23 protein-coding genes and 5 tRNA genes are annotated in these 24,760 nt (G+C 71.3%); 19 read left to right on the forward strand and 9 right to left on the reverse strand.

Going from position 1 to position 24,760, the window contains the following annotated elements; genetic code table 11:
- The first annotated feature begins 85 nt into the window (after positions 1 to 85).
- The 3 genes from ACZ7L9_RS26295 (at position 86) to ACZ7L9_RS26305 (ending at position 2,463) form a co-directional block, all read left to right on the forward strand.
- The gene (locus ACZ7L9_RS26295) at positions 86 to 1,264 is read left to right on the forward strand and encodes a glycerophosphodiester phosphodiesterase (RefSeq protein ID WP_471418793.1); all 1,179 of its coding nucleotides are present in this window, start codon (positions 86 to 88) and stop codon (positions 1,262 to 1,264) included.
- A 93-nt stretch (positions 1,265 to 1,357) separates the two neighbouring features.
- Complete coding sequence (locus tag ACZ7L9_RS26300) at positions 1,358 to 1,969, forward strand: sigma-70 family RNA polymerase sigma factor (protein WP_471418794.1); 612 nt, start codon at positions 1,358 to 1,360, stop codon at positions 1,967 to 1,969.
- A complete protein-coding gene (locus ACZ7L9_RS26305; protein WP_471418797.1) occupies positions 1,960 to 2,463 on the forward strand; it encodes a GNAT family N-acetyltransferase in 504 nt (167 codons plus the stop codon). Before ACZ7L9_RS26300 ends, ACZ7L9_RS26305 begins: the two co-directional genes overlap by 10 nt.
- Before the next feature lie 37 nt (positions 2,464 to 2,500).
- Here ACZ7L9_RS26305 and ACZ7L9_RS26310 read toward each other — a convergent pair whose 3' ends face one another.
- Positions 2,501 to 2,938 (reverse strand): hypothetical protein, encoded by a 438-nt coding sequence (locus ACZ7L9_RS26310; RefSeq protein ID WP_471418799.1) that lies wholly within the window; start codon positions 2,936 to 2,938, stop codon positions 2,501 to 2,503.
- Between the two features lie 2 nt (positions 2,939 to 2,940).
- On the reverse strand, positions 2,941 to 3,300 hold the full coding sequence (locus ACZ7L9_RS26315) for a hypothetical protein (protein WP_406380183.1): 360 nt from the start codon (positions 3,298 to 3,300) through the stop codon (positions 2,941 to 2,943).
- 592 nt (positions 3,301 to 3,892) lie between these two features.
- Between ACZ7L9_RS26315 and ACZ7L9_RS26320 the strand changes: the two genes are divergently transcribed.
- The 8 genes from ACZ7L9_RS26320 (at position 3,893) to ACZ7L9_RS26355 (ending at position 14,782) form a co-directional block, all read left to right on the forward strand.
- Positions 3,893 to 4,954 carry a methionine ABC transporter ATP-binding protein gene (locus tag ACZ7L9_RS26320; RefSeq protein WP_471418802.1) on the forward strand — a complete coding sequence of 354 codons (1,062 nt, stop codon included), beginning with the start codon at positions 3,893 to 3,895 and terminating at the stop codon, positions 4,952 to 4,954.
- Entirely contained in the window at positions 4,951 to 5,622 is a 672-nt protein-coding gene (locus ACZ7L9_RS26325; protein ID WP_471418804.1) for a methionine ABC transporter permease, read from the forward strand. Before ACZ7L9_RS26320 ends, ACZ7L9_RS26325 begins: the two co-directional genes overlap by 4 nt.
- 72 nt (positions 5,623 to 5,694) lie before the next feature.
- The gene (locus tag ACZ7L9_RS26330; protein ID WP_471418806.1) at positions 5,695 to 6,561 is read left to right on the forward strand and encodes a MetQ/NlpA family ABC transporter substrate-binding protein; all 867 of its coding nucleotides are present in this window, start codon (positions 5,695 to 5,697) and stop codon (positions 6,559 to 6,561) included.
- 100 nt (positions 6,562 to 6,661) lie between these two features.
- Positions 6,662 to 7,348 carry a GNAT family N-acetyltransferase gene (locus ACZ7L9_RS26335; protein ID WP_471418808.1) on the forward strand — a complete coding sequence of 229 codons (687 nt, stop codon included), beginning with the start codon at positions 6,662 to 6,664 and terminating at the stop codon, positions 7,346 to 7,348.
- A 107-nt stretch (positions 7,349 to 7,455) separates the two neighbouring features.
- Positions 7,456 to 8,694, forward strand: coding sequence for a precorrin-6y C5,15-methyltransferase (decarboxylating) subunit CbiE (gene cbiE / locus ACZ7L9_RS26340; RefSeq protein WP_471418810.1), 1,239 nt, complete (start codon positions 7,456 to 7,458; stop codon positions 8,692 to 8,694).
- 332 nt (positions 8,695 to 9,026) lie between these two features.
- Complete coding sequence (gene cobT / locus ACZ7L9_RS26345; RefSeq protein ID WP_471418812.1) at positions 9,027 to 12,329, forward strand: nicotinate-nucleotide--dimethylbenzimidazole phosphoribosyltransferase; 3,303 nt, start codon at positions 9,027 to 9,029, stop codon at positions 12,327 to 12,329.
- Positions 12,330 to 12,588: 259 nt separating this feature from the next.
- Positions 12,589 to 13,860 (forward strand): uroporphyrinogen-III C-methyltransferase, encoded by a 1,272-nt coding sequence (cobA, locus tag ACZ7L9_RS26350; RefSeq protein WP_471418814.1) that lies wholly within the window; start codon positions 12,589 to 12,591, stop codon positions 13,858 to 13,860.
- A gap of 103 nt (positions 13,861 to 13,963) precedes the next feature.
- Complete coding sequence (locus ACZ7L9_RS26355; RefSeq protein WP_362205524.1) at positions 13,964 to 14,782, forward strand: TrmH family RNA methyltransferase; 819 nt, start codon at positions 13,964 to 13,966, stop codon at positions 14,780 to 14,782.
- Between the two features lie 4 nt (positions 14,783 to 14,786).
- Here the strand turns inward: ACZ7L9_RS26355 and ACZ7L9_RS26360 are convergent, their stop codons facing one another.
- Positions 14,787 to 16,181: a serine/threonine-protein kinase gene (locus ACZ7L9_RS26360; protein ID WP_471418817.1), complete on the reverse strand. Its 1,395-nt coding sequence runs from the start codon at positions 16,179 to 16,181 to the stop codon at positions 14,787 to 14,789.
- A 642-nt stretch (positions 16,182 to 16,823) separates the two neighbouring features.
- Here ACZ7L9_RS26360 and ACZ7L9_RS26365 point away from each other — a divergent pair.
- The 3 genes from ACZ7L9_RS26365 (at position 16,824) to ACZ7L9_RS26375 (ending at position 18,557) form a co-directional block, all read left to right on the forward strand.
- A complete protein-coding gene (locus ACZ7L9_RS26365) occupies positions 16,824 to 17,033 on the forward strand; it encodes a hypothetical protein (protein WP_471418819.1) in 210 nt (69 codons plus the stop codon).
- A gap of 214 nt (positions 17,034 to 17,247) precedes the next feature.
- Entirely contained in the window at positions 17,248 to 18,204 is a 957-nt protein-coding gene (locus ACZ7L9_RS26370; protein ID WP_471418821.1) for a phosphotransferase family protein, read from the forward strand.
- A 68-nt stretch (positions 18,205 to 18,272) separates the two neighbouring features.
- A complete protein-coding gene (locus tag ACZ7L9_RS26375) occupies positions 18,273 to 18,557 on the forward strand; it encodes a TFIIB-type zinc ribbon-containing protein (RefSeq protein ID WP_471418823.1) in 285 nt (94 codons plus the stop codon).
- Between the two features lie 116 nt (positions 18,558 to 18,673).
- On the opposite strand, the gene ACZ7L9_RS26380 is transcribed toward ACZ7L9_RS26375, so the two are convergent.
- From ACZ7L9_RS26380 to ACZ7L9_RS26400, 5 genes are all read right to left on the reverse strand, one after another.
- A tRNA-Val gene (locus ACZ7L9_RS26380) sits at positions 18,674 to 18,745 on the reverse strand.
- Between the two features lie 23 nt (positions 18,746 to 18,768).
- Positions 18,769 to 18,840: transfer RNA gene (locus tag ACZ7L9_RS26385), tRNA-Val, on the reverse strand.
- Between the two features lie 20 nt (positions 18,841 to 18,860).
- Positions 18,861 to 18,932: transfer RNA gene (locus ACZ7L9_RS26390), tRNA-Val, on the reverse strand.
- A 1-nt stretch (position 18,933) separates the two neighbouring features.
- Positions 18,934 to 19,007 (reverse strand) — tRNA-Cys (locus tag ACZ7L9_RS26395).
- A 37-nt stretch (positions 19,008 to 19,044) separates the two neighbouring features.
- Positions 19,045 to 19,117 (reverse strand) — tRNA-Gly (locus ACZ7L9_RS26400).
- A gap of 163 nt (positions 19,118 to 19,280) precedes the next feature.
- Between ACZ7L9_RS26400 and ACZ7L9_RS26405 the strand changes: the two genes are divergently transcribed.
- The 3 genes from ACZ7L9_RS26405 to ACZ7L9_RS26415 all read left to right on the forward strand — a co-directional run bounded on the left by ACZ7L9_RS26405 (position 19,281) and on the right by ACZ7L9_RS26415 (position 22,037).
- Entirely contained in the window at positions 19,281 to 20,315 is a 1,035-nt protein-coding gene (locus tag ACZ7L9_RS26405; RefSeq protein WP_471418973.1) for a chorismate-binding protein, read from the forward strand.
- Positions 20,315 to 21,136, forward strand: coding sequence for an aminotransferase class IV (locus ACZ7L9_RS26410; RefSeq protein ID WP_471418825.1), 822 nt, complete (start codon positions 20,315 to 20,317; stop codon positions 21,134 to 21,136). Before ACZ7L9_RS26405 ends, ACZ7L9_RS26410 begins: the two co-directional genes overlap by 1 nt.
- Positions 21,137 to 21,200: 64 nt before the next feature.
- A complete protein-coding gene (locus tag ACZ7L9_RS26415; protein ID WP_471418827.1) occupies positions 21,201 to 22,037 on the forward strand; it encodes a GNAT family N-acetyltransferase in 837 nt (278 codons plus the stop codon).
- Positions 22,038 to 22,049: 12 nt separating this feature from the next.
- Here ACZ7L9_RS26415 and ACZ7L9_RS26420 read toward each other — a convergent pair whose 3' ends face one another.
- Positions 22,050 to 22,565, reverse strand: a complete 516-nt coding sequence (locus ACZ7L9_RS26420) for a DsbA family protein (RefSeq protein WP_471418829.1) — start codon at positions 22,563 to 22,565, stop codon at positions 22,050 to 22,052.
- 210 nt (positions 22,566 to 22,775) lie between these two features.
- Here ACZ7L9_RS26420 and ACZ7L9_RS26425 point away from each other — a divergent pair, with 210 nt between their 5' ends.
- Both ACZ7L9_RS26425 and ACZ7L9_RS26430 read left to right on the forward strand, forming a co-directional pair.
- Complete coding sequence (locus tag ACZ7L9_RS26425; RefSeq protein ID WP_471418831.1) at positions 22,776 to 23,237, forward strand: hypothetical protein; 462 nt, start codon at positions 22,776 to 22,778, stop codon at positions 23,235 to 23,237.
- 235 nt (positions 23,238 to 23,472) lie between these two features.
- A complete protein-coding gene (locus tag ACZ7L9_RS26430; protein ID WP_471418833.1) occupies positions 23,473 to 24,492 on the forward strand; it encodes a LacI family DNA-binding transcriptional regulator in 1,020 nt (339 codons plus the stop codon).
- The last annotated feature ends 268 nt before the right edge of the window (positions 24,493 to 24,760 follow it).

A 24,760-nucleotide genomic window follows, 5' to 3' on the forward strand; every position in this document is an offset into this window, starting at 1 on the left:
TCCAGGAGCTGCTCCTGAGACGGTACGACTGCCTACGCTCGGGCCGCGCCCGACAGGTGCGAGACATCACACGCGAGGAGCATTCATGACAGAGCGCGCGCAGACCGGTCCCGGCCGCAGAACCCTGCTCGGTGCGGGGGCCGCCGTACTGGGCACGGCCGCCCTCGGACTGGCCGGCGGCCCGGCCGACGCCGCCGGGAACGCGGCCGGGAACACCGCCGAACGGTCGAGCGGCCACGGCTTCCGCCTCGATCTGCCGGTGCCCACCGTCATCGGGCACCGCGGTACCAGCGGCTACCGGCCCGAGCACACCCTCGGCTCCTACCAGCTGGCCCTCGACATGGGCGCGCACATCATCGAGCAGGACCTGGTGCCGACCAAGGACGGCCACCTCGTCTGCCGTCACGAGAACGACATCACCGCCACCACCGACGTCTCCGCCCATCCCGAGTTCGCGAGCCGCAAGACCACGAAGAAGGTCGACGGGGTCTCGCTCACCGGCTGGTTCACCGAGGACTTCACCCTCGCCGAACTGAAGACACTGCGGGCCAAGGAGCGCATACCCGGCACCCGTCAGAAGAACACGCTCTACGACGGCCGCTGGGAGATCCCCACCTTCGAAGAGGTGCTGGGCTGGGCCGACCGCGAGGGACGCAGGCGCGGCAAGCCGGTCTGGCTGTACGTCGAGACCAAGCACCCCACCTACTTCCGGGGCCTCGGCCTCGGCCTCGAAGAGCCCCTCGCCAAGCTGCTGCGCCGCTACAACCGCCACCACAAGCAGTCGCCGCTCATCCTCCAGTCCTTCGAGCCCGGCAGCATCCAGCGCCTGGCCGGACTCGTCGCCACCCCGCGCGTCGTCCTGCTCTCCGGCGCGGGCGAGCGCCCCTGGGACTTCGTCACGTCCGGCGATCCGCGCACCGTCGCCGACCTGGTGAAGCCCGAGGGTCTGAGGTGGATGGCGTCCTTCGCCCAGGGCATCGGACCCACCCTGGACCTGATCATTCCCAAGGACTCCTCCGGGCGGCTCACCGCACCCACCACCCTCGTGGCGGACGCGCACGCCCAGGGCCTGGTCCTGCACCCGTACACCCTGCGCAACGAGAACACCTTCCTGCCCGCCGACTTCAGGCGCGGCACGGATCCCGCCGCGTACGGTGACGCGTTCGGCGCGTTCCAGGCGTACTTCGCGACGGGTATCGACGGGATCTTCTCCGACAACCCGGACACCGCTCTTCTCGCCGCGGCGGACTTCGCCGCCAAGTGAGACCGGCGTCAGCACCCGGCCGGGGCGTGCCCCGGTCGGGTGGTGCGCGCCAGGTACGGCAACCGGCCGCCGGTCCGGTGCGTTGGCCGGGGCATGACGCTTCTCGAGCATGCCCCCGCAGGGACCGAAGCCGCCCCCGCGGCCGTCGTCCGCATCCTCCATCCGCTGGTGAGCGCCGAGGCCACGGCCGAGGCGGCCGCCTCGGCGACGGGCGCGGCGATCGAACCCGCCGACCTCGAACAGGCCGTCTGGCTACGGCTGCTGGAGCGGCTCGCGCTGGACGGGCCGCCGCCGGACCCGGCGCGCTGGGTGCGCAACGCCGTACGGGCGGAGGCTCGCCGGGCCCGCCGCACCGCCCGGCGCGAACGCCCCTACCGCGACGAGACCTCCGCGGACCCGGCGGCCTGCCCCGAGCGGATCGCCGTCGGTGCCTACGAACGCCGGGCGCTGCGCGCCGCGGTGGACCGGCTGCCCGGCCGCTGCTCCCGGCTACTGGCGGCGATGCTGGCGCCCGGTGATCCCACCTACCGGGAAATCGCAGGGAAGTTGGGTATGTCACAGGGGAGTTTGGGTCCGATCCGTTCCCGATGCCTTGGATGTCTGCGCAGAATTCTCGCGGCGGAGGTTGTCGCTCCTGAACCGCGGGGAAGGAGCGTTGGACAACCGGTGGATCGGGTGGGCGGAGGCATGCGCACATGGGCATGAGTGTGATCATCTCGGCGGCGACGGCACAGGATGCCGAACAGATCTTGAAGCTTCAGTACCTCTGTTTCCAGACCGAGGCGGAGCTGTACGGGAACTACCGGATCGACCCGCTCGTCCAGACGCTCGATTCGGTGCGCGCCGAGATCGCCACGAATCTGGTGTTCGTGGCGCGGTTGGGTGACGAAGTCGTCGGTTCCGTCCGCGGATCCATCGATCAGGACGGCGCCGGGCAGATCGGGAGGCTCTGCGTCCACCCGCGGCTCCAGGGGCACGGCCTCGGCGCCCGGCTGCTGCGGGCCGCGGAGTCGGGACTCGCCGACGAGCGGTCGGCCACCCGCTTCCGGCTGCACACCGGGCATCGCAGCGAGGGCAACCTGCGCCTCTACCGGCGGGCCGGATACGCCCCCGTGGGCAACAAGACCAGTCAGGACGGCGTCCGGATGATCCTGCTGGAGAAGGACGCGACCGCGCCCGCCTACGTGGCGAGCGCGTAGCGACGGTTACGCGTACGCCGTCCGTCCCGTGCCCGTCCTACGCGTTCTTCGCGCGGCGCAGCCACATCATCCCGGTGATCGGCAGGATCACCGGGATGAACAGGTAGCCCATGCCGAAGTCGGACCAGACCGTGGCGTCGGCGAACGCCGAGGGCTCCACCATCGTCCAGGTCCCGACGACCAGCACACCCAGGAGCTCGGCGGCGCAGCACACCAGCGCCGACCTGCGCGCCCTCTCGCCGCCGCGCACCAGCGAGTACGTGATGAACCCGTACACGACGGCGGCGACGGCCGACAGCACATAGGCGAGCGGTGCCCTGCCGAAGTCCAGGATCATCTGGACGATCGAGCGGGAGGCCGCCGCGACGGTGAACACCCCGTAGAACCAGACCAGTACCCGGCCGGGGCCGGTGCCGAGGTCGAAGGGCCCCTTCTCACCGGTGGCAGCGGCGGGGGTGCGATCGGTGTCGGTCACGGTCAGTTTCCCCAGATGTCGTAGAGCCGTACTTCGAGGACGGCCAGCACGACCGCGCCCGCCGCCACCGTCACCGAACCCCACCGGGTCCGCTCGGTGAGCGACAGGAATCCGGCCGCGGGCACGGCGAGGAAGGACCCGATCAGATACGCGATGAAGATCGTCATGCCCTGCTCGGGCCGTTCGCCCCGGGACATCTGCACGATGCCCACCACCAGCTGGGCCAGCGCCAGCAGCGAGACCACGGCCATCCCGATGAAGTGCCAGTCCTTGGTCGGCTGGTCCCGGTAAGCGGCGAGTCCGCACCAGGCGGTGAGGGCGAGCGCGGTCACGGCGACCGCGACCGTCAGGGCGTCAAGCATGAGGCGAGGGTATTACGGACCGAACGGCCCGCTGCGTGCGCCCCCGCACCCGGGGCGCTGCCCGCACCCGGGTGGGACCGTGGCCTTGACCACAACGCGCGACCGCTCCGCGCCGGCCGCGGAATTCGTCGTCGATGCCCTCTCTGCCGTATCGGTGCAGGTCACGGCGCAGGAAACGGGAATCACGACGGCCGGCCGAACCGTCTCACGCCACCATCCATGCCTGTCCGCTATTCGGACAGGCAGGTCGGGCGGAACGTTACGTCTGTTTTACTTCGTGCATGACCACGACGAGCGACCGCACCCTTGCGACCGAGGCGATCATGACGCCCGGTGCTCGTTGTATGTGTCGAATGCGCACCTTCTGAGGGCCCCCGCCCGATCCTCGCGCCCCGAAGCGAGACCGAGCCCGAGCCGTCCGCACCCGGCGGAACGAGCTCGTCCGAGCACCGCTGCCCGGCCACCCGCCGCCCGCAGCCGCGCCGAGACCCCCGCTCGGGACGGCCGATCGAAACGCCCGGACAGTCTCATCAGACGAATGCCCCGTGCCCGGCGGACACCGCGCCGCGCACTCGACAGTGACGGAAACCCTGTGATCACCACTACGGGCCTCACGAAGGTCTACCAGTCGCGCGACCGCGAGGTCACCGCCCTGGACGGCGTCGACCTGCACGTCCGCGAAGGCGAGGTGTACGGCGTCATCGGACAGAGCGGCGCCGGAAAATCCTCCCTCATCCGCTGCATCAACCTCCTGGAACGCCCCACCTCGGGCACCGTCACCGTGGCCGGCCAGGACCTCACCGCCCTCGCCGGCCGGGGCCGCCGGGCCGGCAAGGAACTGCGCGAGGCACGCAGCCGCATCGGCATGGTCTTCCAGCACTTCAACCTGCTGGCCTCCCGCACCGTCCAGGACAACGTAGAACTTCCGCTGGAGATCCTCGGCGTATCCGGCAAGGACCGTGCCCGCAAAGCCCTCGAACTCCTCGACCTGGTCGGCCTCGCCGACAAGGCCAAGTCCTACCCGGGCCAGCTCTCCGGCGGCCAGAAGCAGCGCGTCGGTATCGCCCGCGCACTCGCCGGCGACCCCAAGGTGCTGCTCTCCGACGAGGCGACATCCGCCCTCGACCCCGAGACCACCCGCTCCATCCTCCAACTGCTCCGCGACCTCAACCAGCAGTTGGGCCTGACCGTCCTGCTCATCACGCACGAGATGGACGTCGTGAAGACGATCTGCGACTCCGCCGCGCTGATGCAGAAGGGACGCGTCGTCGAATCCGGCACCGTCGGCGAACTCCTCGCCACCCCCGGCTCCGAACTGGCCCACGAACTGTTCCCCGTCGGCGGTACGGCCTCCGGCCCCGACCGTACGGTCGTCGACGTCACCTTCCACGGCGAGGCCGCCACCCAGCCGGTGATCTCGCAGCTCTCCCGTACATACAACATCGACATCTCGATCCTGGGCGCCGCGATGGACACCGTCGGCGGCAAGCAGATCGGCCGGATGCGTATCGAACTGCCCGGCCGCTTCGAGGAGAACGTCGTCCCGATCGGCTTCCTGCGTGAACAGGGCCTCCAGGCCGAGGTCGTGGAGCACGACACCGCCCCCGTCCCCGCCCGGCCCCTCGCCCCGCTCACCAAGGAGGTGGCGAAGTGACCTGGTCCGAAATGCAGCCACTGCTCACCCAGGGAACCATCGACACCCTCTACATGGTGCTCTGGTCCGCGGTCGTCACCGTCCTCGTGGGACTCCCGCTCGGCGTCCTGCTGGTCCTCACCGACAAGGGCGGACTGCTCCGGAACACCCCGGTGAACAAGGTCATCGGCGTGATCGTGAACATCGGCCGCTCACTGCCGTTCATCATCCTGCTGATCGCCCTGATCCCCTTCACCACCTGGGTCGTCGGCACCTTCATCGGCCCGACCGCGATGATCGTGCCGCTCGCCGTCGGCGCCATCCCGTTCTTCGCGCGGCTCGTCGAGACGGCCGTCCGCGAGGTCGACCACGGGCTCGTCGAGGCCGTCCAGTCGATGGGCGGATCCATCCCGACGATCGTCCGCAAGGTGCTGCTCCCGCAGGCACTGCCCTCGCTCGTCTCCGGCGTCACCACCACCGTCATCGTGCTCATCGGCTACTCCGCGATGGCCGGCGCGGTCGGCGGCGAAGGGCTCGGCTCCAAGGCCGTCACCTACGGATTCCAGCGCTTCGACAACCAGTTCATGCTCATCACCGTCGCGCTGCTGATCGTCATCGTGACCGTGATCCAGCTGATCGGCGACACAGTCGTACGCCTGCTGGCCCGCCGGGGCCGCGCCACCACCTGAGACCTCCTCTCCGCTCAAGCCCGAACTCCTTGTCCGGGCGCACCACCCTCACCACCGAAAGAGGCACTTTTCGTGCGTAAGAACATCAAGATCACCGCGGCTGCCGCCGCCACCGCCGCCCTGGCCTTCGGCCTCACCGCCTGCGGCACGTCGTCCGACCCGGCCTCCAAGAGCGAGACCGGTGCCAAGGCCGACACATCCAAGGCGCTCGTCGTCGCCGCGTCCCCGACACCGCACGCCGACATCCTGAACTTCGTCAAGAAGAACCTGGCGGCCAAGGCCGGCCTCAAGCTGGAGGTCAAGGAGTTCACGGACTACGTCCTGCCGAACACCGCCACCGAAACCGGACAGGTCGACGCCAACTTCTTCCAGCACCAGCCGTACCTCGACGACTTCAACAAGAAGAACAACACCCACCTCGTCTCCGTCGGCACCGTCCACCTGGAGCCCCTCGGCCTCTACTCCAAGAAGGTCAAGGCCCTCGGTGACATCAAGTCCGGCCAGACCATCGCGGTGCCCAACGACACCACGAACGAGGGCCGCGCCCTCCAGTTGCTCGCCGAGAACGGTCTGATCACCCTCAAGTCCGGCGTCGGCACCGACGCCAAGCTGAGCGACATCACCGACAAGAAGGGCCTGCAGTTCAAGGAGCTGGAGGCGGCAACCGTGCCCCGCGCCCTGAATGATGTGGACGCCGCCGTCATCAACGGCAACTACGCCATCGAGGCCGAGCTCAAGCCCTCCAAGGACGCTCTGGTGCTGGAGAAGGCCGACGGCAACCCGTACGCCAACATCATCGCCGTGAAGAAGGGCAACGAGAACGACGCCCGCGTCCAGAAGCTCGTGAAGCTCCTCCACTCCGACGAGGTCAAGAAGTTCATCGAGGACACCTACCAGGGCTCGGTCGTCCCGGCCTTCGGCACCGCCGCCAAGTCCTGACACCCGCACGGCATGTGACCGACGAGCCCCGCGCACCCCACCAGGGGCGCGGGGCTCCGTCGTACGGACCCGCCCATGCACAACGCCGGTCCGATGCTGCATGCTGTGCCTTTACACGGTCTTCGGCATGGAGCTGCGCATGACTTCCACCTTTCCGTCCATCTCCATCAGCACGGATCGGTTGGTGCTGCGCCCCTTCGACATGACGGACATCCCGGCGTACGTCGAGATGATGAACGACGAACTCGTCACCGCCTGGACCGAGGCCCCCCACCCCTACACCCAGGTCGACGCCGAACGCTGGGTCCGCAGGATCGCACCCGCACAGCGCACCACGGGCGACGGCATCGTCTTCGCCGTCACCGAGTTCCTCACCCAGCGGCTCGTCGGCTCGGTCCGCCTGCACAACACCGACTGGCGCACCCTCGCCGCCGAGGTCGCGTACATCACCGCCCCATGGGCGCGCGGCGAGGGATACGCCACCGAGTCCGTCCTGGCGCTGGCCCAGTGGCTCTTCCGAGACCAGGGCTTCGAGCGCATCGAACTGCGCACCGCCGCCGACAACACCGCCTCGCAGCAGGTCGCCCAGAAGCTCGGCTGCATCAGTGAGGGGGTCCTGCGCAACGCCCGCATAGCGCGCACCCGTACCGAGAACGGCACAGACGGAGGCTGGACCGACATCAGGACCGACCTGATCGTCTGGGGTCTGCTTCCGGAGGACCTCGAAGGCGTGGCCGAGCAGCTCGCCGACGCGGGCGGCTACGGCACCTACAACGACTGGAACTGAGCCCTCGAAGGGGTCCCGGGACCGTACTGGTACGGACCGGGTACTCTCACCCTGCCCGCCCCGTACGGGCATCCGTACCTGCGACGACTCCAGGAGACTGACGACAGATGGCCGATCGGGTCACCGTGATCGGCTGGGACGGCTCGCCACTGACCGGAGCGGCCACCGCCGCCCTCTCGGCCGCCACGCTCGTCGCCGGAGCCGCCCACCACCTCGCACTTCCCGAAGTCCCGGCCGACGCCGAACGGATCCGCCTGGGCTCCATCGACCTGGCCGCCCGCCGGATCGCCGGACACCGCGGCAGCGCCGTGGTGCTCGCCGACGGAGACCCCGGCTTCTTCGGAGTCGTACGCAATCTCCGCGCACCCGAGCACGGCCTCGAAGTCGAAGTGGTGCCCGCCGTGTCCTCCGTCGCCACCGCGTTCGCCCGCGCCGCAATGCCCTGGGAGGACGCCCAGATCGTCGTCGCCCACCCCCGTACCCTGCGCCGCGCCGTCAACGTCTGCCGTGCCCACCACAAGGTCGCCGTCCTCACCTCGCCCGGCGCGGGCCCCGCCGAACTCGCCCTGCTCCTCGAAGGCGTCCACCGCACCTTCGTCATCTGCGAGGAACTCGGCACCGCGCGCGAACAGGTCAGCGTCGTCACATCCGAGATGGCCGCCGACCACGTCTGGCGCGACCCCAACGTGGTGATCGTCATCGGCGGCGGCCCCGAACCGCAGGCCACCGGCGCCTGGATCGCCGGCCGCCACCCCGCCTACCCCCGTGGCGTACGCGGCTGGGCACTGCCCCCGGAGGCCTACCCGGGCGGCGCCACCGACGCCGGGGAAGGGAGCGGCGAGGGCGAGTCCCCGGGGCTGCGCGCCGCTCAACTGGCCCGCCTGGGCCCCCGCACCGGCGACCTCCTGTGGGACATCGGCTCCGGCAGCGGTGCCCTGGCCGTGGAGGCCGCCCGCTTCGGGGCAGCGGTCCTCGCGGTCGACAGCGACCCGGCGGCCTGTGCCCGCACCGCGGCGGCGGCCCGGTCCTTCGGCGTCCAGCTCCAGGTCGTCGAGGGCCGGGCACCGCATGTGCTGGAGCGGCTGCCGGAGCCGGACGTCGTACGGATCGGAGGCGGCGGAGTCCCCGTCGTCACCGCCGTCACCGAACGTCGGCCGGAACGCATCGTGACCCATGCCTCCACGCGCGACGAGGCCGAGGCGCTGGGCGCGGCACTCGCCGGGAACGGATACACCGTCCGGTGTTCGCTCCTCCAGTCCGTCGAACTCGAGACGGCCGCATGGTCGGAGCGCGAACGCTCGGTCGTGTTCCTGCTCTCCGCGCTGCGTTCGGACCTCGCCCCGTGACCCGGTCGGCGTACAGCGCGAGGTAGGCTGGCCGATCGTTGCACCGCGGCTGGACGTTCGTCGTTTCGTTCGTCAATGTCCGGAAAAGGGGACCGTTTTGGCCCTCGCTGTGGTACGGCAGACCGGGAGATGCGCGACGTGGCGCAGTCCACAGCGGGCCGTGGCGAAATGAGCTGCCGCGGCGGCGAACGGCCGCGAGAATGCAGTATGTCCGCGACCGTTTCGTGCCGCGCGGCGCGCCCGCTCGTTCTTGTTGACGAGCGCCGGCGTGCCGTGTTCGGGCGTCCCGGGCGAAGGGCCGAAGGAGCACTGACGATGGGCGAGGGGTACGCATGAGTGACACCGGCCAGATCCCGGGTGAGGGACTGCCGGAGAACGCAGGCATGGTGGAGCAGCCGGGCATCGCCGCCCCGGATGCCTACACCTACCTCGCTCCCTCCGAGCATGTCTCCGAGGACGATGATCTCCTGCTGATGCCGAGCCCCCAGGGAGCCTGGAGCGACCCGCAGGCGGTACCGGCCCCCGGCCAGTACCCCGAGGGCGTCGCCGCGCAGGCACCACTGCCCGAACAGGCCGCCTACCAGGTCCAGCCGCAGCTCGCGTTCGAGGCTCCGGGGCAGCCCCAGGGGCCCGTGCAGGTACAGGCGCAGGAACCCGTCCGGAGTCAGGTGCAGGTCCAGGCCGCGGACGCGTACGCCGTGCAGCAGTCGGCGCCCGGTGCCGTGCCCGAGACCGGTCAGGGGACGCACGAGTCCGGTGGCCGCGACTCCGGTTCGGTCGATCTGAGGGGCGTACGCATCCCCGCGCCCACCCCGGCTCCCGCCGCTGCGGCCCAGAGCCAGCCGCAGCCCCAGACCCCGGCGCGTCGACCGCTGCACCGCGGTCCGGTCGCGGCCGACGGTGGGCCGTCCTACGGCGGATCGCCGACCGGGGGAGTGGTCCGCTCGCTCGCCGACCGCGGACCCGCGGGCGCGCCCCAGACACAGGCCCAGATCCAGCCCCAGGCACCCGCACGGCACGCCGGACCGCCCACGATCGGACCCGAGTACTTCGAGACGCCGGGCGAGGAGGCGGCCGTACTGCCGGGCCCGCAGCTCGGTGAGATCCTGCCGCAGGGCGGAAGCCCGTGGGCGGCCCAGGCGCCGGAGGCGGTCGCCGCCCCGGCGCCGGCAGAAACAGTCGCCCCGGAGCCTGTCGTCGTACCGGAGCCGGTTGCCGAGCCGGTACCTGAGGCACAGCCCGTGCAGGTCGCGCCGGTGGTGGTGCCGGAAGCAGTGAGCGCGCCGGTGGCCGATGCGGCGCCGGTCGCTGTAGAAGCTCCGGCCGAGGCTGCTGCCGAGGCAGATGTCGAGAGCGCGGCGAAGTCCGAGACCGAGGCTGCCGCCGAGGTGCCTGCCACCGAGGTCGCCCCCCTCGCCTCCGAGGAGACCGCGTCCGAGGAGACCGCGTCGGTGGAGGCCGCACCGGAGGAGGCCGTGGAAACGGCTCCCATGGGCCGGTTCGTGCCCGTGGAGGGGGCGGTGCCGACAACTCCGCACCTGGCGCCGACGCCCGTGGTGGAGCAGGCCGTGGAGGCCGAGCCCGAACCCGAGCGGGTCGCGATCGTCATGGAGCCGGTCCAGCCCACCGAGTCCGCTGCCGCCGAGGTCCTGGCAGCCGTCGAGACCGCCGAAGCTCCCGAGACGGTCATCGCAGCCGAAGCCGTACCCGAGGCCGAGGCTCTGCCCGAGCCCGAGCCGGGCCCGGAGGTCATCGAGACCCCGGAAATCACGACCGCCACGGAGACGGCGGAAACCACGCAGACCGCGCCCGTGGAGTCCGTGCAACCCGAGCCCCAGCCCCTCGCCGAGGAAGCGGCGGCCCCCGAGGGATCCGCGTCCGAGGAGTCCGCGGCTCCCGCCGCCGCGCCCGCCCCCGGCTACGACGACGCCGAGCGCGAGGCCGTCCTGCGGGTCATGCGCGAGCGCCGCGACGTCCGCAACGGCTTCCGCAGCGACCCGATTCCGCACGAGGTGCTGCTCCGCGTCCTCGAAGCCGCGCACACGGCGCCCAGCGTCGGTCACTCGCAGCCCTGGGACTTCGTGGTCATCCGCTCGGCCGAGACCCGTCGTTCCATGCACGAACTGGCACAGCGTCAACGCGAGGCCTACGCCCAGTCGCTTCCCAAGGGCCGGGCCAAGCAGTTCAAGGAACTGAAGATCGAGGCCATCCTCGACACCCCGGTCAACATCGTCGTCACCGCCGACCCCACCCGCGGCGGGCGCCACACCCTCGGCCGGCACACCCAGCCGCAGATGGCCCCGTACTCCTCGGCGCTCGCCGTCGAGAACCTCTGGCTCGCCGCCCGCGCCGAAGGCCTCGGTGTCGGCTGGGTCAGCTTCTTCGACGAGCGCGAGATGGTCCGCGCCCTGGGCCTGCCCGAGCACCTCGAAGTCGTCGCGTACCTCTGTGTCGGTTACGTCGACGAGTTCCCCGAGGAGCCCGAGCTCATGCAGGCGGGCTGGTCCAAGCGCCGCCCGCTGTCCTGGGTCGTCCACGAGGAGACATACGGTCGCCGCGCCCTGCCCGGCGAAGAACCGCACGACCTGCTGCAGGAGACCATCTCCAGCATCCGTCCGCTGGACGCCAAGGCGCTCGGCGAGGCGTGGGAACGCCAGAAGCGGATGACCAAGCCCGCCGGTGCACTCGGCATGCTGGAGATCATCTCCGCGCAGCTGTCGGGACTCTCCCGGTTGTGTCCGCCGCCGATCCCCGAGCCCGCGGCCGTCGCGATCTTCGCGGGGGACCACGGGGTGCACGCCCAGGGCGTCACCGCGTGGCCCCAGGAGGTCACCGGCCAGATGGTCGCCAACTTCCTCGGCGGCGGCGCGGTCTGCAACGCTTTCGCGGCCCAGGTCGGTGCCGAGGTGTGCGTGGTCGACGTCGGCGTGGCCATGGAACTGCCCGCGACGCCCGGCCTTCTTCCCCGCAAGGTGCGCGCCGGAACGGCCGACTTCACGACCGGCCCGGCCCTCACCCGCGAAGAGGTCATCGCGGCCGTCGAGGTCGGCATCGAGACCGCCCGCGACCTGGTCGCGGCAGGCAACAAGGGCCTGCTCATCGGTGAGATGGGCATCGCGAACACCACCGCGTCGGCCGCTCTGATCTGCGTGTACACGGGCCTGGACCCGGCCGAGGTGACCGGTCGCGGTACCGGCATCAACGACGAGATGCACGCCCGCAAGGTCGATGTGGTCCGCCGGGCGCTCGAACTCCACCAGCCCGACCCGGCCGACCCGATCGGTGTCCTGGCGTCGGTCGGCGGCCTCGAACACGCGGCGATGGCCGGCTTCCTGCTGGGCGGTGCCTCGCTCCGTACGCCGGTCATCCTCGACGGCGTGAGCGCGGGCGCCGCGGCCCTGGTCGCCCGGGCGATCGCCCCCGAGGCCCTCGCCGCCTGCATCGCGGGGCACCGCAGCGCCGAGCCCGGCCACGTCGCCGCACTCAACAAGCTGGGCCTGCGCCCGCTGGTCGATCTGGACCTCCGCCTCGGCGAAGGCACCGGTGCGCTGCTGGCACTGCCGATCGTGCAGAGCGCGGCGCGGGCGATGCACGAGGTGGCGACGTTCGACGCGGCAGGCGTCACGGAGAAGTAGCCAGGCCTGGATCTCCGTCTCCGGACACCTTCAAGCCCCTCCGGCGATCGAGGAGCAGGGGTCCGGGGGCGCAGCCCCGGTTACGGGAAGGGGCGGGTAGGGGAACAAGCCCGCCGCGGGCGCCGCCACCCGCACCCGGCCGCACCCCCGCACTCACCCCGTATCGTGGATCCCGCCCCCACGAACCCGCACGTCACAGCCGCTCCACCGCCGCAGCGGCCGCCGCATTCCGTCCCCTGCACGAGGAGCCCGCACCGTCATGGCCGAGCACGCGGATCACGCCGATCACGCCGATCACCCTGCGTACCCCGTCGGACTGCGTCTCGGCGGACGCCGAGTCGTCGTGGTCGGCGGCGGCCAGGTCGCTCAGCGCCGTCTCCCCGCGCTCATCGCGGCGGGCGCCGACATCGTCCTCGTATCGCCGGCCGCGACCCCGTCCGTCGAGGCGATGGCCGACGCCGGCGAGATCCGCTGGGAGCGCCGCCCGTACGCCGACGGGGACCTGGCCGACGCCTGGTACGCCCTGATCGCGTCCGACGACACCGCGGCGAACGACGCCGCCTCCGCCGAGGCCGAGCGCACCCGCACCTGGTGCGTCCGCAGTGACAACGCCGATGCAGCCACCGCCTGGACGCCGGCCACGGGCCGCAGCGAGGGCGTGACCGTGGCCGTCCTCACCACCGACACCCACGGGCGAGACCCGCGCCACTCGGCCGCCGTCCGCGACGCCATCGTCGAGGGCCTGCGCGACGGCACCCTCGCCGCACCTCATCACCGCACCCGGACGCCCGGCGTCGCCCTGGTCGGCGGCGGCCCCGGTGACCCGGACCTGATCACGGTCCGCGGCCGCCGTCTCCTCGCCGAGGCCGACGTCGTCATCGCGGACCGCCTCGGCCCGCGCGACCTGCTCGACGAACTCCCGCCGCACGTCGAGGTGATCGACGCCGCGAAGATCCCGTACGGCCGCTACATGGCCCAGGAGGCGATCAACCAGGCGCTCATCGAGCACGCCAGGGCGGGCAAGGCCGTCGTGCGGCTCAAGGGCGGCGACCCGTTCGTCTTCGGCCGCGGCATGGAGGAGGCCCAGGCGCTCGCCGCCGAAGGCATCGCCTGCACCGTCGTCCCCGGCATCTCCAGTTCGATCTCCGTGCCCGGCGCTGCCGGCATCCCCGTCACCCACCGCGGTGTGGCCCATGAGTTCACCGTCGTGAGCGGCCATGTCGCCCCCGACGACGAACGCTCGCTGGTCGACTGGCAGGCCCTCGCCAAGCTGCGCGGCACCCTCGTGCTCCTGATGGCCGTCGACAAGATCGGCGCCATCGCCCGTACCCTCATCGCCCACGGCAAGGCGCCCGAGACCCCGGTCGCCCTGGTCCAGGAGGGCACCACGGCAGCCCAGCGCCGGGTCGACGCGACGCTCGCGACCGTCGCCGAACGGGCCGTCGCCGAGGACGTACGCCCCCCGGCCGTCATCGTCATCGGCGACGTCGTCGCGGTCGGCACGAGCGCCGCACCGCTGACAGCCGGATAGCCGGCCCGAGCACCCGCCGCCCGCACCCCGCAGAGTAACCAGCGGTAACAGATCTTCCCCCGAGCCGTTGGCATCACACACCGGACAAGGCAGTATCGAACCCGTGGCTGATCTCATCACCGTCGACGACCCCGACGACCCCCGCCTGCGCGACTACACCGGACTGACCGATGTCGAACTCCGGCGCAGGCGTGAGCCCGCCGAGGGCCTCTTCATCGCCGAGGGCGAAAAGGTGATCAGACGCGCCAGGCACGCCGGGTACGAGATGCGCTCGATGCTGCTTTCGGCGAAGTGGGTCGACCTCATGCGCGACGTCATCGACGAGGTCCCGGCCCCGGTGTACGCCGTCAGCCCCGAGCTCGCCGAACGCGTGACCGGCTACCACGTCCACCGCGGCGCCCTCGCCTCGATGCAGCGCAAACCGCTGCCGACGGCCGACGAACTACTGGCGACGACCCGCCGGGTGGTCGTCATGGAGGCCGTCAACGACCACACCAACATCGGGGCGATCTTCCGCAGCGCCGCCGCCCTCGGCATGGACGCCGTGCTGCTCTCGCCGGACTGCGCCGATCCGCTCTACCGGCGCTCGGTCAAGGTCTCGATGGGCGCGGTCTTCTCCGTCCCCTACGCCCGTCTCGACACCTGGCCCAAGGCCCTGGAGACCGTACGGGAAGCGGGCTTCGAACTCCTCGCGCTGACCCCGGACGAAAAGGCCAGCAGCATCGACGAGGCGGCACCGCACCGGATGGACAAGGTGGCGCTGATGCTCGGTGCCGAGGGCGACGGGCTGTCCACCCAGGCCCTGGTCGCCGCCGACGAATGGGTGCGCATCCCGATGGCGCACGGCGTCGACTCGCTGAACGTGGGAGCCGCCGCGGCGGTCGCGTTCTACGCCGTGGCATCGGGCCGCCCGCAGAGCTGACCGGCTACCGAAGTCCTGGACTCTGCGCCAGGGTCCCCGCCAGGCCCGGACTCCCACTCCGCGTCTCGTCCAGACCCTGGGCCCGGGCCCATAGCGCGCCCTGGCTCTGCGCCCGGCCCTGGGGGCGGTCCGTGCCCAGCCCGCGGGCCGGACCCTGGCAGCCCTGTGCCGCCGCGATGCCCAGCGCCACCAGCAGCGTCACCACGACGAAGACGACGAGCCGCTGCCGCAGCAGCCGCGGATTGGCGGGACGCCGCCCGGTCGACGTCTTGCGGGCCCCGGGGCGCGTTCCCGGCCGGCCGTTCGTCCCGTTCGTGCTCTGCGGGCGTCTGCCGGACCGTGTCGTGTTGCGCGGAGGCTGATGCTGCTGAGGGCGTGAACCACCGGTACGGGGCGACCCGGCTCGCGACGACGTGGCCTGCCGGCCGCTCTGCGGTTGTTTCTGCTTCTGCCGGCGAGGCGCCGGAGGAGCCGTACGCCGGGTCTGCTGCTCGGTGTACGGGCCGTCCATCCGGCCGGTCGGGCGGTCCAGTTCCTGTGCCGAACGCTGGACGGGCGGACGGCTCTCGTGCAGACCCTGCGCCTCCCGTGCCGCGATCTCCTTGAGCCGCATGGACAGTTGGAGCGTGCTCGGCCGTTCCTCGGGGTCCTTCGCCAGGCAGGCGCTCACCAGCGGCGCGAGCGCGTCGTGCACGTCGTACAACTGAGGCTCCTCGTGCACCACGCGGTACAGCATCACCTCGGAACTGCCGTGCCCGAAAGGCGAGTCGGCCATCGCGGCGTACGCCAGCGTGGCACCGAGGGAGAACACGTCCGTCGCGGGCGTCACCGCCGCGCCGCGCACCTGTTCGGGAGCCAGGAATCCCGGCGAGCCGACCGCCGTACCGACATGGGTGAGGGTGGACGCCCCCGTCGCCCAGGCGATCCCGAAGTCGATGATCCGGGGGCCCTTGGGGGAGAGGAGGATGTTCGACGGCTTCAGGTCGCGGTGGACGACACCGGCCTCGTGCACCGCCACCAGCCCCTCGGAGAGCGCCGCCCCGATCGAAGCCACCTCGGCCGCCGACAGCGGGCCCTCCTCGGCCACCTTGTCGTGCAGCGAGGGCCCCGGGACGTACTGCGTGGCGAACCACGGGCGGTCCGCCTCCAGGTCGGCGGCCACCAGGCGTGCCGTACAGCCGCCGCGGATCCGCCGCGCGGCGGACACCTCGCGCGCGAACCGCGAGCGGAATTCCTGGTCCTCCGCCAGATCCGGGCGGATCACCTTCAGGGCCACCCGCTGGCCCCGCCGGTCCGAACCGAGGTAGACGACACCCATGCCGCCCGCTCCGAGCCGCCGGTGCAGCCTGAACGAGCCGACGACACGCGGGTCCTCGCGCCGGAGCCGCATCATCGCCATGTCTGCCCATCCCCGCTGCCTGGTACGCCTGACGAGGCACAGCTTACGTACCCGGCGCCCGGGGCGCTCAGAGGCCGCGCCCTCGCCCGCCGATCGATTGTCGGTGCACAGCACGGCGCATGACAGGGTGTGCGGCCGCGGCCGTTCGTGTGCCGGACGGCGCCGGTTGCCCAAACCGGTTGCGGTGACAAGAGGTTGGTGCCATGAGGGCCTCGGCCCCGACGGCGGCCGCGCGGCACACCGACCCGGCACGGACAGGACGGCGCCGACCGGGGCGACGCGACCCCGGCCCGTTGCCCGGAGCCGCGACGCGGGCGAGTGAGTGAAGTCACGGTCGTCGCCCGACCTGCCGACGGCCTCGTCCGGGGCCCAGCGACGACCGGCCGCCGTACCCCGTCCGGCCACCTGATCCGCAACATTCCGGGCATCCCTCCGGGATGACCCCGGGACCAGGCGCCCGATCTCCACCCAGGGGAGTACATCGGCTACCCACGGCTCATCCTCCGGGAGGCCCGGCATTCGGTACGCGGGCATGACGTCGTACGCCCTCCGCTTCCCTAATGTTGAGGTCAAGCGGCGGGCGCAGCACTCGTCCCCCGAGGTCACACGCCCGCCGCTCCACATCCGGTCAGGAGAGGAACCATGGCGGACACGGCAACGCGGACCATGATCCGCACGCGAGGACGCAGGGCCCATGCCGCGTTCGGCAGCCGCCCGTCGTCCGGTACGCGCCACCCCCTGGTGGCGACGGCGATGGTTCTTCCCCTGGCGGCCCTGCTCGTAGTCGTCTTCGGCGGCTGGGACGCGGTGGTCACACAGGCGTCGTCCGTGGGCGTGATGCTGGGGCGCTGAGCGGCGCCCCGGGTCCGGAAGAGCGGTCCGGACCGGGACATCCGGCCAACAACCCCGTGGGGACGGGGGTGCGGCGGACGGCAGCGTTTGTCCGGTCAGCTGGGGAGCTGACCGGACATCGCGCTGTCCGGGGCCTTTCCGCGGCGCGCGTACGCTCATCGACGGGCCCGGCGCGGACCGGCCCGCCCGCATCTGTCCGCCACCGGGGGAGAACGTGACCACCGCAGTCGTACGCGCGCTGGGCGCCCTCGCCCACCGGGCCGCCCACACCGGACCCTCGGCCGACTGCGCCTGCCCGCCACCGGCCGTGCTCGCGGACCGCGCGGACGGCACGGTGGTCCGCAGCGGGCCCGTCGTCGCCAAGGCCCACGCCCCCGGCACGGACACCCCCGATCTACTGACCCGACTGACGCTCGCGAACGACCCCCGCCTGACCGGCATCCTGCTCGCTCCCCTGCGGCCCCGGCCCGCCGCCCCGCTCCACGGCCGCCCCGTCACCCTGTGGCCCCACGGCCGGCCCGTCGACCCCGACGACCCCGACGCCGCCCCCTGGGAGGAGGCCGCCGTACTGCTGGCCGCGCTGCACCGGACCCCGCCCGCCGTCCCGCTCCCACCCATGCGGGGCCCCGCCAAGGCCGCGCTCGCCGTTGCCCGGATGCGCGCCACCCGGCCCGGCGAACCGGCCACCGCCCCCGTACTCGAAGCCTGGCGCCGCCTGCCGGCCTGGGCCCGCGACGAAGCCGCCGCGCCCCCGCACCGCTCGGGCTTCCTCTGCCACGGCGATCTGCACCTCGGCCAACTCGTCCGCCACCCCGCGCCGCACGGCCCCTGGCTGCTCATCGACATCGACGACGCGGGCCTCGGCGACCCCGCCTGGGACCTCGCCCGCCCCGCCGCCTGGTACGCGGCCGGGCTGCTGCCCCCCGATGTCTGGCACCGCTTCCTGGGCGCCTACCGTAAGGCGGGCGGACCCGCCGTACGGGCCGAGGGCGACCCTTGGCCCGAACTGGACGTCCCGGCCCGCGCCCTGACCGTGCAGACCGCAGCGCTCGCACTTGCCAAGTCCGCGGCGGAGGACCGGAGTCCGGATGAAGTGGAGCAGACGGTGATCGATGCCTGTGCCCGAATTGCCTCCCTTCAGCCCGAATTGGCCACCGAGCACTCGTCGTAGGCTGAACCGACCGTCGCCGGGCACGCATTCCGGGGACGGTGACCCGACGGCGAGGAGTGAGTCGAACCATGCAGTGTCCCAAGTGCCACGCACAGATGCAGACGTACAACCGCAATGGCATACAGATCGAGCAGTGCAGCGGCTGCCGGGGGATCTTCCTCGACTACGGCGAGCTGGAGACCCTGACCCGCATCGAGGCGCAGTGGACGCAGCAGGCCCCGCCCGCCCCGCAGGCCTACCCGCCCGCCCCGCAGGCCTACCCGGCCGCCCAGGCGCCCGCCTGGGGCGCCCCTCAGCACCACGGCGGTCATTACCGGCACAAGAGCTTCGGACGCATGCTCTTCTCGTCCTGAGTGAACCGCCGGCGGGCCCGGACGGAAGACGTCCGGGCCCGCCGTGCGTTCGCACCGCTGCCCATCGAGGAGACGACAAAGCCCCGGTCGCCGAGACGACCGGGGCTTGTACTGCGTGCGCGATACTGGGATTGAACCAGTGACCTCTTCCGTGTCAGGGAAGCGCTCTCCCGCTGAGCTAATCGCGCAGGGTGAAACTGCGTGTACTGCGTGCGCGATACTGGGATTGAACCAGTGACCTCTTCCGTGTCAGGGAAGCGCTCTCCCGCTGAGCTAATCGCGCGGGGGATCCTTGCGGACCGGTGGACGATACTGGGATTGAACCAGTGACCTCTTCCGTGTCAGGGAAGCGCTCTCCCGCTGAGCTAATCGTCCTTGGAGGTGGAGACGGGATTTGAACCCGTGTAGACGGCTTTGCAGGCCGTTGCCTCGCCTCTCGGCCACTCCACCAGGAGTGAGGGCTCGGGAAGATCCCCCACTTTCTGCGAGCGGACGACCAGGTTCGAACTGGCGACCTCAACCTTGGCAAGGTTGCGCTCTACCAACTGAGCTACGTCCGCTTGTCTTTTCCGGCCCGCTTGCGCGTCCCGGCGACGTGTTGAACTCTAGCGGATTCCCGGGCCAGTACAAAAACGCGTTTGTGCAGCGTGCTGAGGTGCGTTCGCCCCGGCGCAGGTCGTCGTGCGCCGTCCTAGACTCAACGGCGTGCACGACCTCGCTCCGATGGCCCGCTTCGGCGGCCTCGTCGCGTCCGACCTACGGGACGTGACCAGTGATCCCACCGCCCTCGACTCGTCCGGCTTCTGGGCCGTGTCCGCCGATTTCGAGGGCCGTCTCGTCTGCGCCCGCTTCGCCTCCGTACGTACGGAGGCGGTGGCCGCCCCGGTGCGCGGCGGCTGGCGCGGACCCGCGGCCGGTGACTGGAACTCGTCCCTGGACCGTGGCGCGTACACCGCGGGTGTACGGCGGATACGCGAGTACATCGCGGCCGGCGAGGTCTACCAGGCCAATCTCTGCCGGGTGATGACCGCTCCACTGCCCGACCCGGCCGCCTCGGACGTGGACGCGCTGACCGCGCTGCTCGCGCGCGGCAACCCCGCCCCTTACGCAGGAACGATCCGGCTGCCCGCGCACGGCGTGGAGATCGCCACCGCGTCCCCGGAACTCTTCCTGAAGCGGGACGGCCGGACCATCGAGTCCGGACCGATCAAGGGCACCGGGCGGACCGAGGACGATCTGCTGGAGAAGGATCACGCCGAGAACGTGATGATCGTCGACCTGGTCCGCAACGACCTCGGGCGGGTCTGCGCCACCGGATCGGTCCGGGTCCCCGACCTCTGCGTGGTGGAGAAGCACCCCGGGCTCGTCCACCTCGTCTCCACCGTGCGAGGGGAGCTCGCCGAGGGGGCCGGCTGGCCCGAACTCCTCGACGCCGCGTTTCCGCCCGGCTCCGTCACCGGAGCGCCGAAATCCAGCGCTCTCAGGATCATCGAGGAACTGGAGACCGCACCGCGCGGGCCCTACTGCGGCGGCATCGGGTGGGTCGACGCCGACCGCCGCACCGCCTCCCTGGCCGTCGGTATACGTACGTTCTGGATCGACCGGACCGCGGCCGCTCCGGTCCTCCGCTTCGGTACCGGGGCCGGCATCACCTGGGGCTCCGACCCGGAGCGCGAATGGGACGAGACCGAACTGAAGGCCTCCCGGCTGCTCGCTGTAGCGTCGGGCGCTCACGAAGCGATTGGAAGGACCGCGTGATGAGGATTTGGGTCAACGGCGAACTGCGGGACGCCGACGACGCCCGGGTGTCGGTACTCGATCACGGACTCACTGTGGGGGACGGCATCTTCGAGACGGTCAAGACCGTCGACGGCAGGCCCTTCGCTCTCACCCGCCACCTCGACCGGCTGACCCGCTCGGCCCGCGGCCTCGGCCTCCCCGCGCCCGACCTCGACGAGGTGCGCCGCGCCTGTGCCGCCGTCATCGACGCCAACCCGATGGCGTTCGGCCGGCTGCGCATCACCTACACCGGAGGGCTCTCCCCGCTCGGTTCCGACCGCGGCGACGCCGGTCCCGGCCTCGTCGTCGCCCTCGGGGAGGCGCGGCGCCGCCCCGACACCACCGCCGTGATCACCGTCCCCTGGACGCGCAACGAACGCAGTGCGCTCGCCGGGCTCAAGACCACCTCGTACGCCGAGAACGTCGTCGCACTCGCCCGCGCCCATGAGCACGGCGCGTCCGAGGCGCTCTTCGCCAACACGGTCGGACAGCTCTGCGAAGGCACCGGGTCCAATGTCTTCGTAGTGCTCGACGGGCAGGTGCACACCCCGCCGGTCGCCTCCGGCTGCCTCGCCGGGATCACCCGCGCACTGGCCGTGGAGTGGACAGGGGCCCAGGAGACCGACCTGCCGTTCGACGTCCTGGAACGGGCCGAGGAGATCTTCCTGACCTCCACCCTGCGCGATGTGCAGGCCGTCCACCGGGTGGACGGCCTGGAACTGGCCGGCGGGCCCGGACCGGTGACCGCCAAGGCCATGAGGATCTTCGACGAGCGGGCCGGGAACGACCTCGACCCGTAGAACCCACGCCTCGACTCCGTAAAACCGGGTGACGGGCCGGGGCCCAGCGGATAGAACAACTCCGATGACTACGACCCTCCGGCCGACCGGGCCGATCCAGCAAGGCGCCGACGGCGCGAAGAGCCGCGCGTATGACGTGTGCGACAACGGGCGGCCCGTCGGCGCCGTCGAGATCGGCACGGATCCGCGGTTCGGAGGGTCGGCCGGCGTGCTGCGTTCGCTGAGCGTCGACGAATCCCGCCGCAGGCGAGGCCGCGGCACCATCGCGGCGCTGGCGGCCGAGGAGGTGCTGCGTGGCTGGGGCTGCACCCAGGTGTGCCTGGTGGTACCCGAGGGCAACGAGGGAGCCCAGGGCCTGGCGGCCGCACTCGGCTACATCGAACGCAGCCGGAACATGCTCAAGGAGCTCGACCGGACGGCGCCGCCGCTGCCGGACGGTGTCGTCGCCCGGCAGATGAGTGCCGAGGAGTTCGCGCACTGGCAGCGCACCAGCGTCGACACCTATGCGCAGTCCTGGGTCGACCAGGGCGTTCCGGCTGACCAGGCCATGCAGAAGTCCCGGTCCGACCATGCCCGTAACCTGCCGGATGGCATCGACACCGAGGGTATGCATTTCCACGTCCTCGTTCACGAGGGCGCGGTCGTCGGCCATGTCTGGGTGTCGGTGGGCAAAGACAGCCCGGGCGAAAAGGCCGGATACGTCTTCGACGTCGAAGTGGACGAGGAGTACCGGGGCCGAGGCTACGGACGTGCCCTGATGTGGCAGGCGGAGCGCATCACCCTGGACGCGGGCGCCCACCGCCTCGGGCTGCATGTCTTCGCCGCCAACACACCGGCTCTGCGGCTGTACGAGTCGCTCGGTTACCGAACGACTCAGTACAACCTGGCCAAGACGCTCTGACTCTCCGTCGGCTCAGCCCTGCGCTGCGAGCAGCCGGTCGGCGATCTCCTCGATCCGTTCGCGCAGTCCGTCCTGGCTCTTGCCGCCGTCCAGCCGCTCGTCGCCGATCACATACGTCGGCGTGCCGGTGACCCCGATCGCCTTGCCCTCGGCCTGGTCGGCGTCGACGATCAGCATGTGGCGGCCGTCGATCAGGGCTGTGTCCAACTCCTCGGCGTCCAGGCCGATTTCCCGTGCCACCTCGATCAGGAGCGGCTCGCCGGTGCGGCCGAGGTCGGCGGTGCGGGCGAGAACCGCCTCGACGTACGGCCAGCCCTTGCCCTGGGCAGCCGCTTCCTCGGCGGCCTGCGCGGCGGCGTAGGCGTGCTTGTGCTTCTCCAGTGGAAAGTGCCGCAGCCGCACCTCCAGCCGGTCGCCGTACTTGGCCCGCAGAGCGTGCACATCGGTGAGGGCCTGGTGACAGTCGGGGCACTGGAGCTCGCACCAGAGGTCGAGGACGACCGGCGCTGCGGCGGTGGAATCGCTCATGCGGCCAGTCTCCCAGGGCGCGCGCGAGCATCCCAATCCGCATCCCCGTCCGGTCCGCTCCGGCTTCGAACGACCGGAGTGCTTCCGAATCGGCACCTCGGGAGGATCCCGGCCCTGAAATGTCCCTGATGTGGTCCCGGATCGTGGCCACCCGGGCGGTGGGCGGTGCAGGATGGAAGGGACGTTTCCCCTTGTGCCTGGAGGCCCCCGATGCTTGCCGAGACCATTTGCTCCGCGGTGTCAGCGGCGGGCCTGGGCATCGCCGCCGTGACCGCGTACCGGAAGCGCTTCCTCGCCGCGGCCCGGATCGCCGCCTACTCCCTGGTCCCGATCGGGCTGGTGCTGACCGGGATCGTGGACTGGGTCGCCGGAATCGCCTTCAAGCCGAGCATCTGGCTCGGCTTCGGGCTCCTCGCCGTGGCCTGGCTGCTGTTCATGACCACGCGCGCGATCGAGCGCCGAGGCGTCGGTACCCGTAAGGAACGCAAGGCCGCCGCACGGGCGGCGCAGGGCGGGGCCGTCGCTCCGGCGGCTTCGGCGCCCTCCCTCGGCTCCGGGCTCCCGGCGACCCGGGCGCAGGCAGCCCCGAAGACCAACGCGAAGGAGCAGTCCGCATCCCCGGGCGAGGACTTCAGCGACATCGAGGCCATCCTGAAGAAGCACGGCATCTGATCCGCACCACCGCGGCGGGGGTGTGGGCGTGATGGGCGACTGAATCGATTCACGGATTGCCTTGACGGCGGTGTAAGCCGTGGAGCCGGCGTCGCGATCGGATTGAAACAATTCATTCGGACCGGGGGTGATGCCGGGGGGCCGGCCCGGGACGACGGGGGGGCCCGCGGTGGCGTCCGTACGATGGGGGGCGCCGCGGACCGGTGCGGCCGAGGGCATCAGTGGGGCAGGGCAAGTGGCGCGTGTGGCAGGGATCAAGGATGTGGCGCGGCAGGCCGGAGTCTCCGTGGGCACCGTGTCCAATGTGATCAACCGGCCCGAGGCGGTGCTGCCGGAGACCCGTACCCGGGTGCTGGCCGCCATCGATGACCTCGGGTACGTGCGCAGCGAGTCTGCCCGTCAGCTGAGGGCCGGCCGGAGCCGGATCATGGCACTGCTCGTCCTGGACATGGGCAACCCGTTCTTCGTCGACGTGGCCCGCGGCGCCGAGCGCGTCGCCCGTGAGGCCGGCCTCGGTGTCATGGTCTGCAACAGCGGCCAGAGCCCGACGGAGGAGGCCGAGTACCTCGGGCTCTTCGCCGAGCAACGGGTGTGCGGCGTCCTGGTCACCCCGGCCGACGCGACCGGCCGCAACCTGGAGGCGTTCCGCCGGCACCGGATTCCGTTCGTGCTGGTGGACCGGGTCGCGTCCGGTGCGGGGACCTGTGCGGTTTCCGTCGACGACGTCCGTGGCGGCGCCCTCGCCGTCGGTCATCTGGTCTCGTCCGGGCACCGCTCCGTGGCGTACGTCAGCGGCACCGGAGACCTCCACCAGATCAGGGACAGGCGCGAAGGCGCCCTGTCGGCCCTTGCCGAGGCCGGACTGCCGCCGGAGGCACTCGTCGAGATCCCCTCCGACCGTCTGGACGTGGCGGCGGGGCGCGATGCGGGGGCCCGGCTGCTCGGACTCGTGCCCCGGCCGGCCGCGGTGTTCTGTGCCAACGACCTGCTCGCCCTCGGTGTGCTGCAGTCGCTGTACGCGGCGGGCGTGCGGGTGCCGCACGACATCGCCATCGTCGGCTACGACGACATCGAGTTCGCGGCGGCCGCTGCCGTACCGCTGACCTCGGTCCGTCAGCCCGCCGTCGTGATGGGCAGGATGGCCGCGGAGCTCCTGCTGGAGGAGGCGGACGACGAGGGCGGTACCCACGAGCACCGCAGTGTGGTGCTCCAGCCCGAGCTCGTGGTGCGCGCCTCCAGCGCGACACCTCGCTGAGACCGGGTTGTGCCGCCTCCCCGCGATTCCTGCCCGCAACTCCCGGTCCGACTCCGCGCCCGGCGCCTGGTCCAGTCCGGCAGGGGATCGAATTCGGTGGGAATGCTGTGGCGTTGTGCAACGTCGACGTCAACGACGGGTGGTTCAGGGGTCGTCGTACCGAAAACCTGACGGGTGATCGGACGCCGGAGCGAATCGCGCCGCACTCCGCGGCGGGTGAACTCCCGGCGCGAAAAGGCGTGTTGATCGCCAACGGGGCCCGGTCTGA

This window comes from Streptomyces sp. NPDC111516 (genome assembly GCF_055635345.1).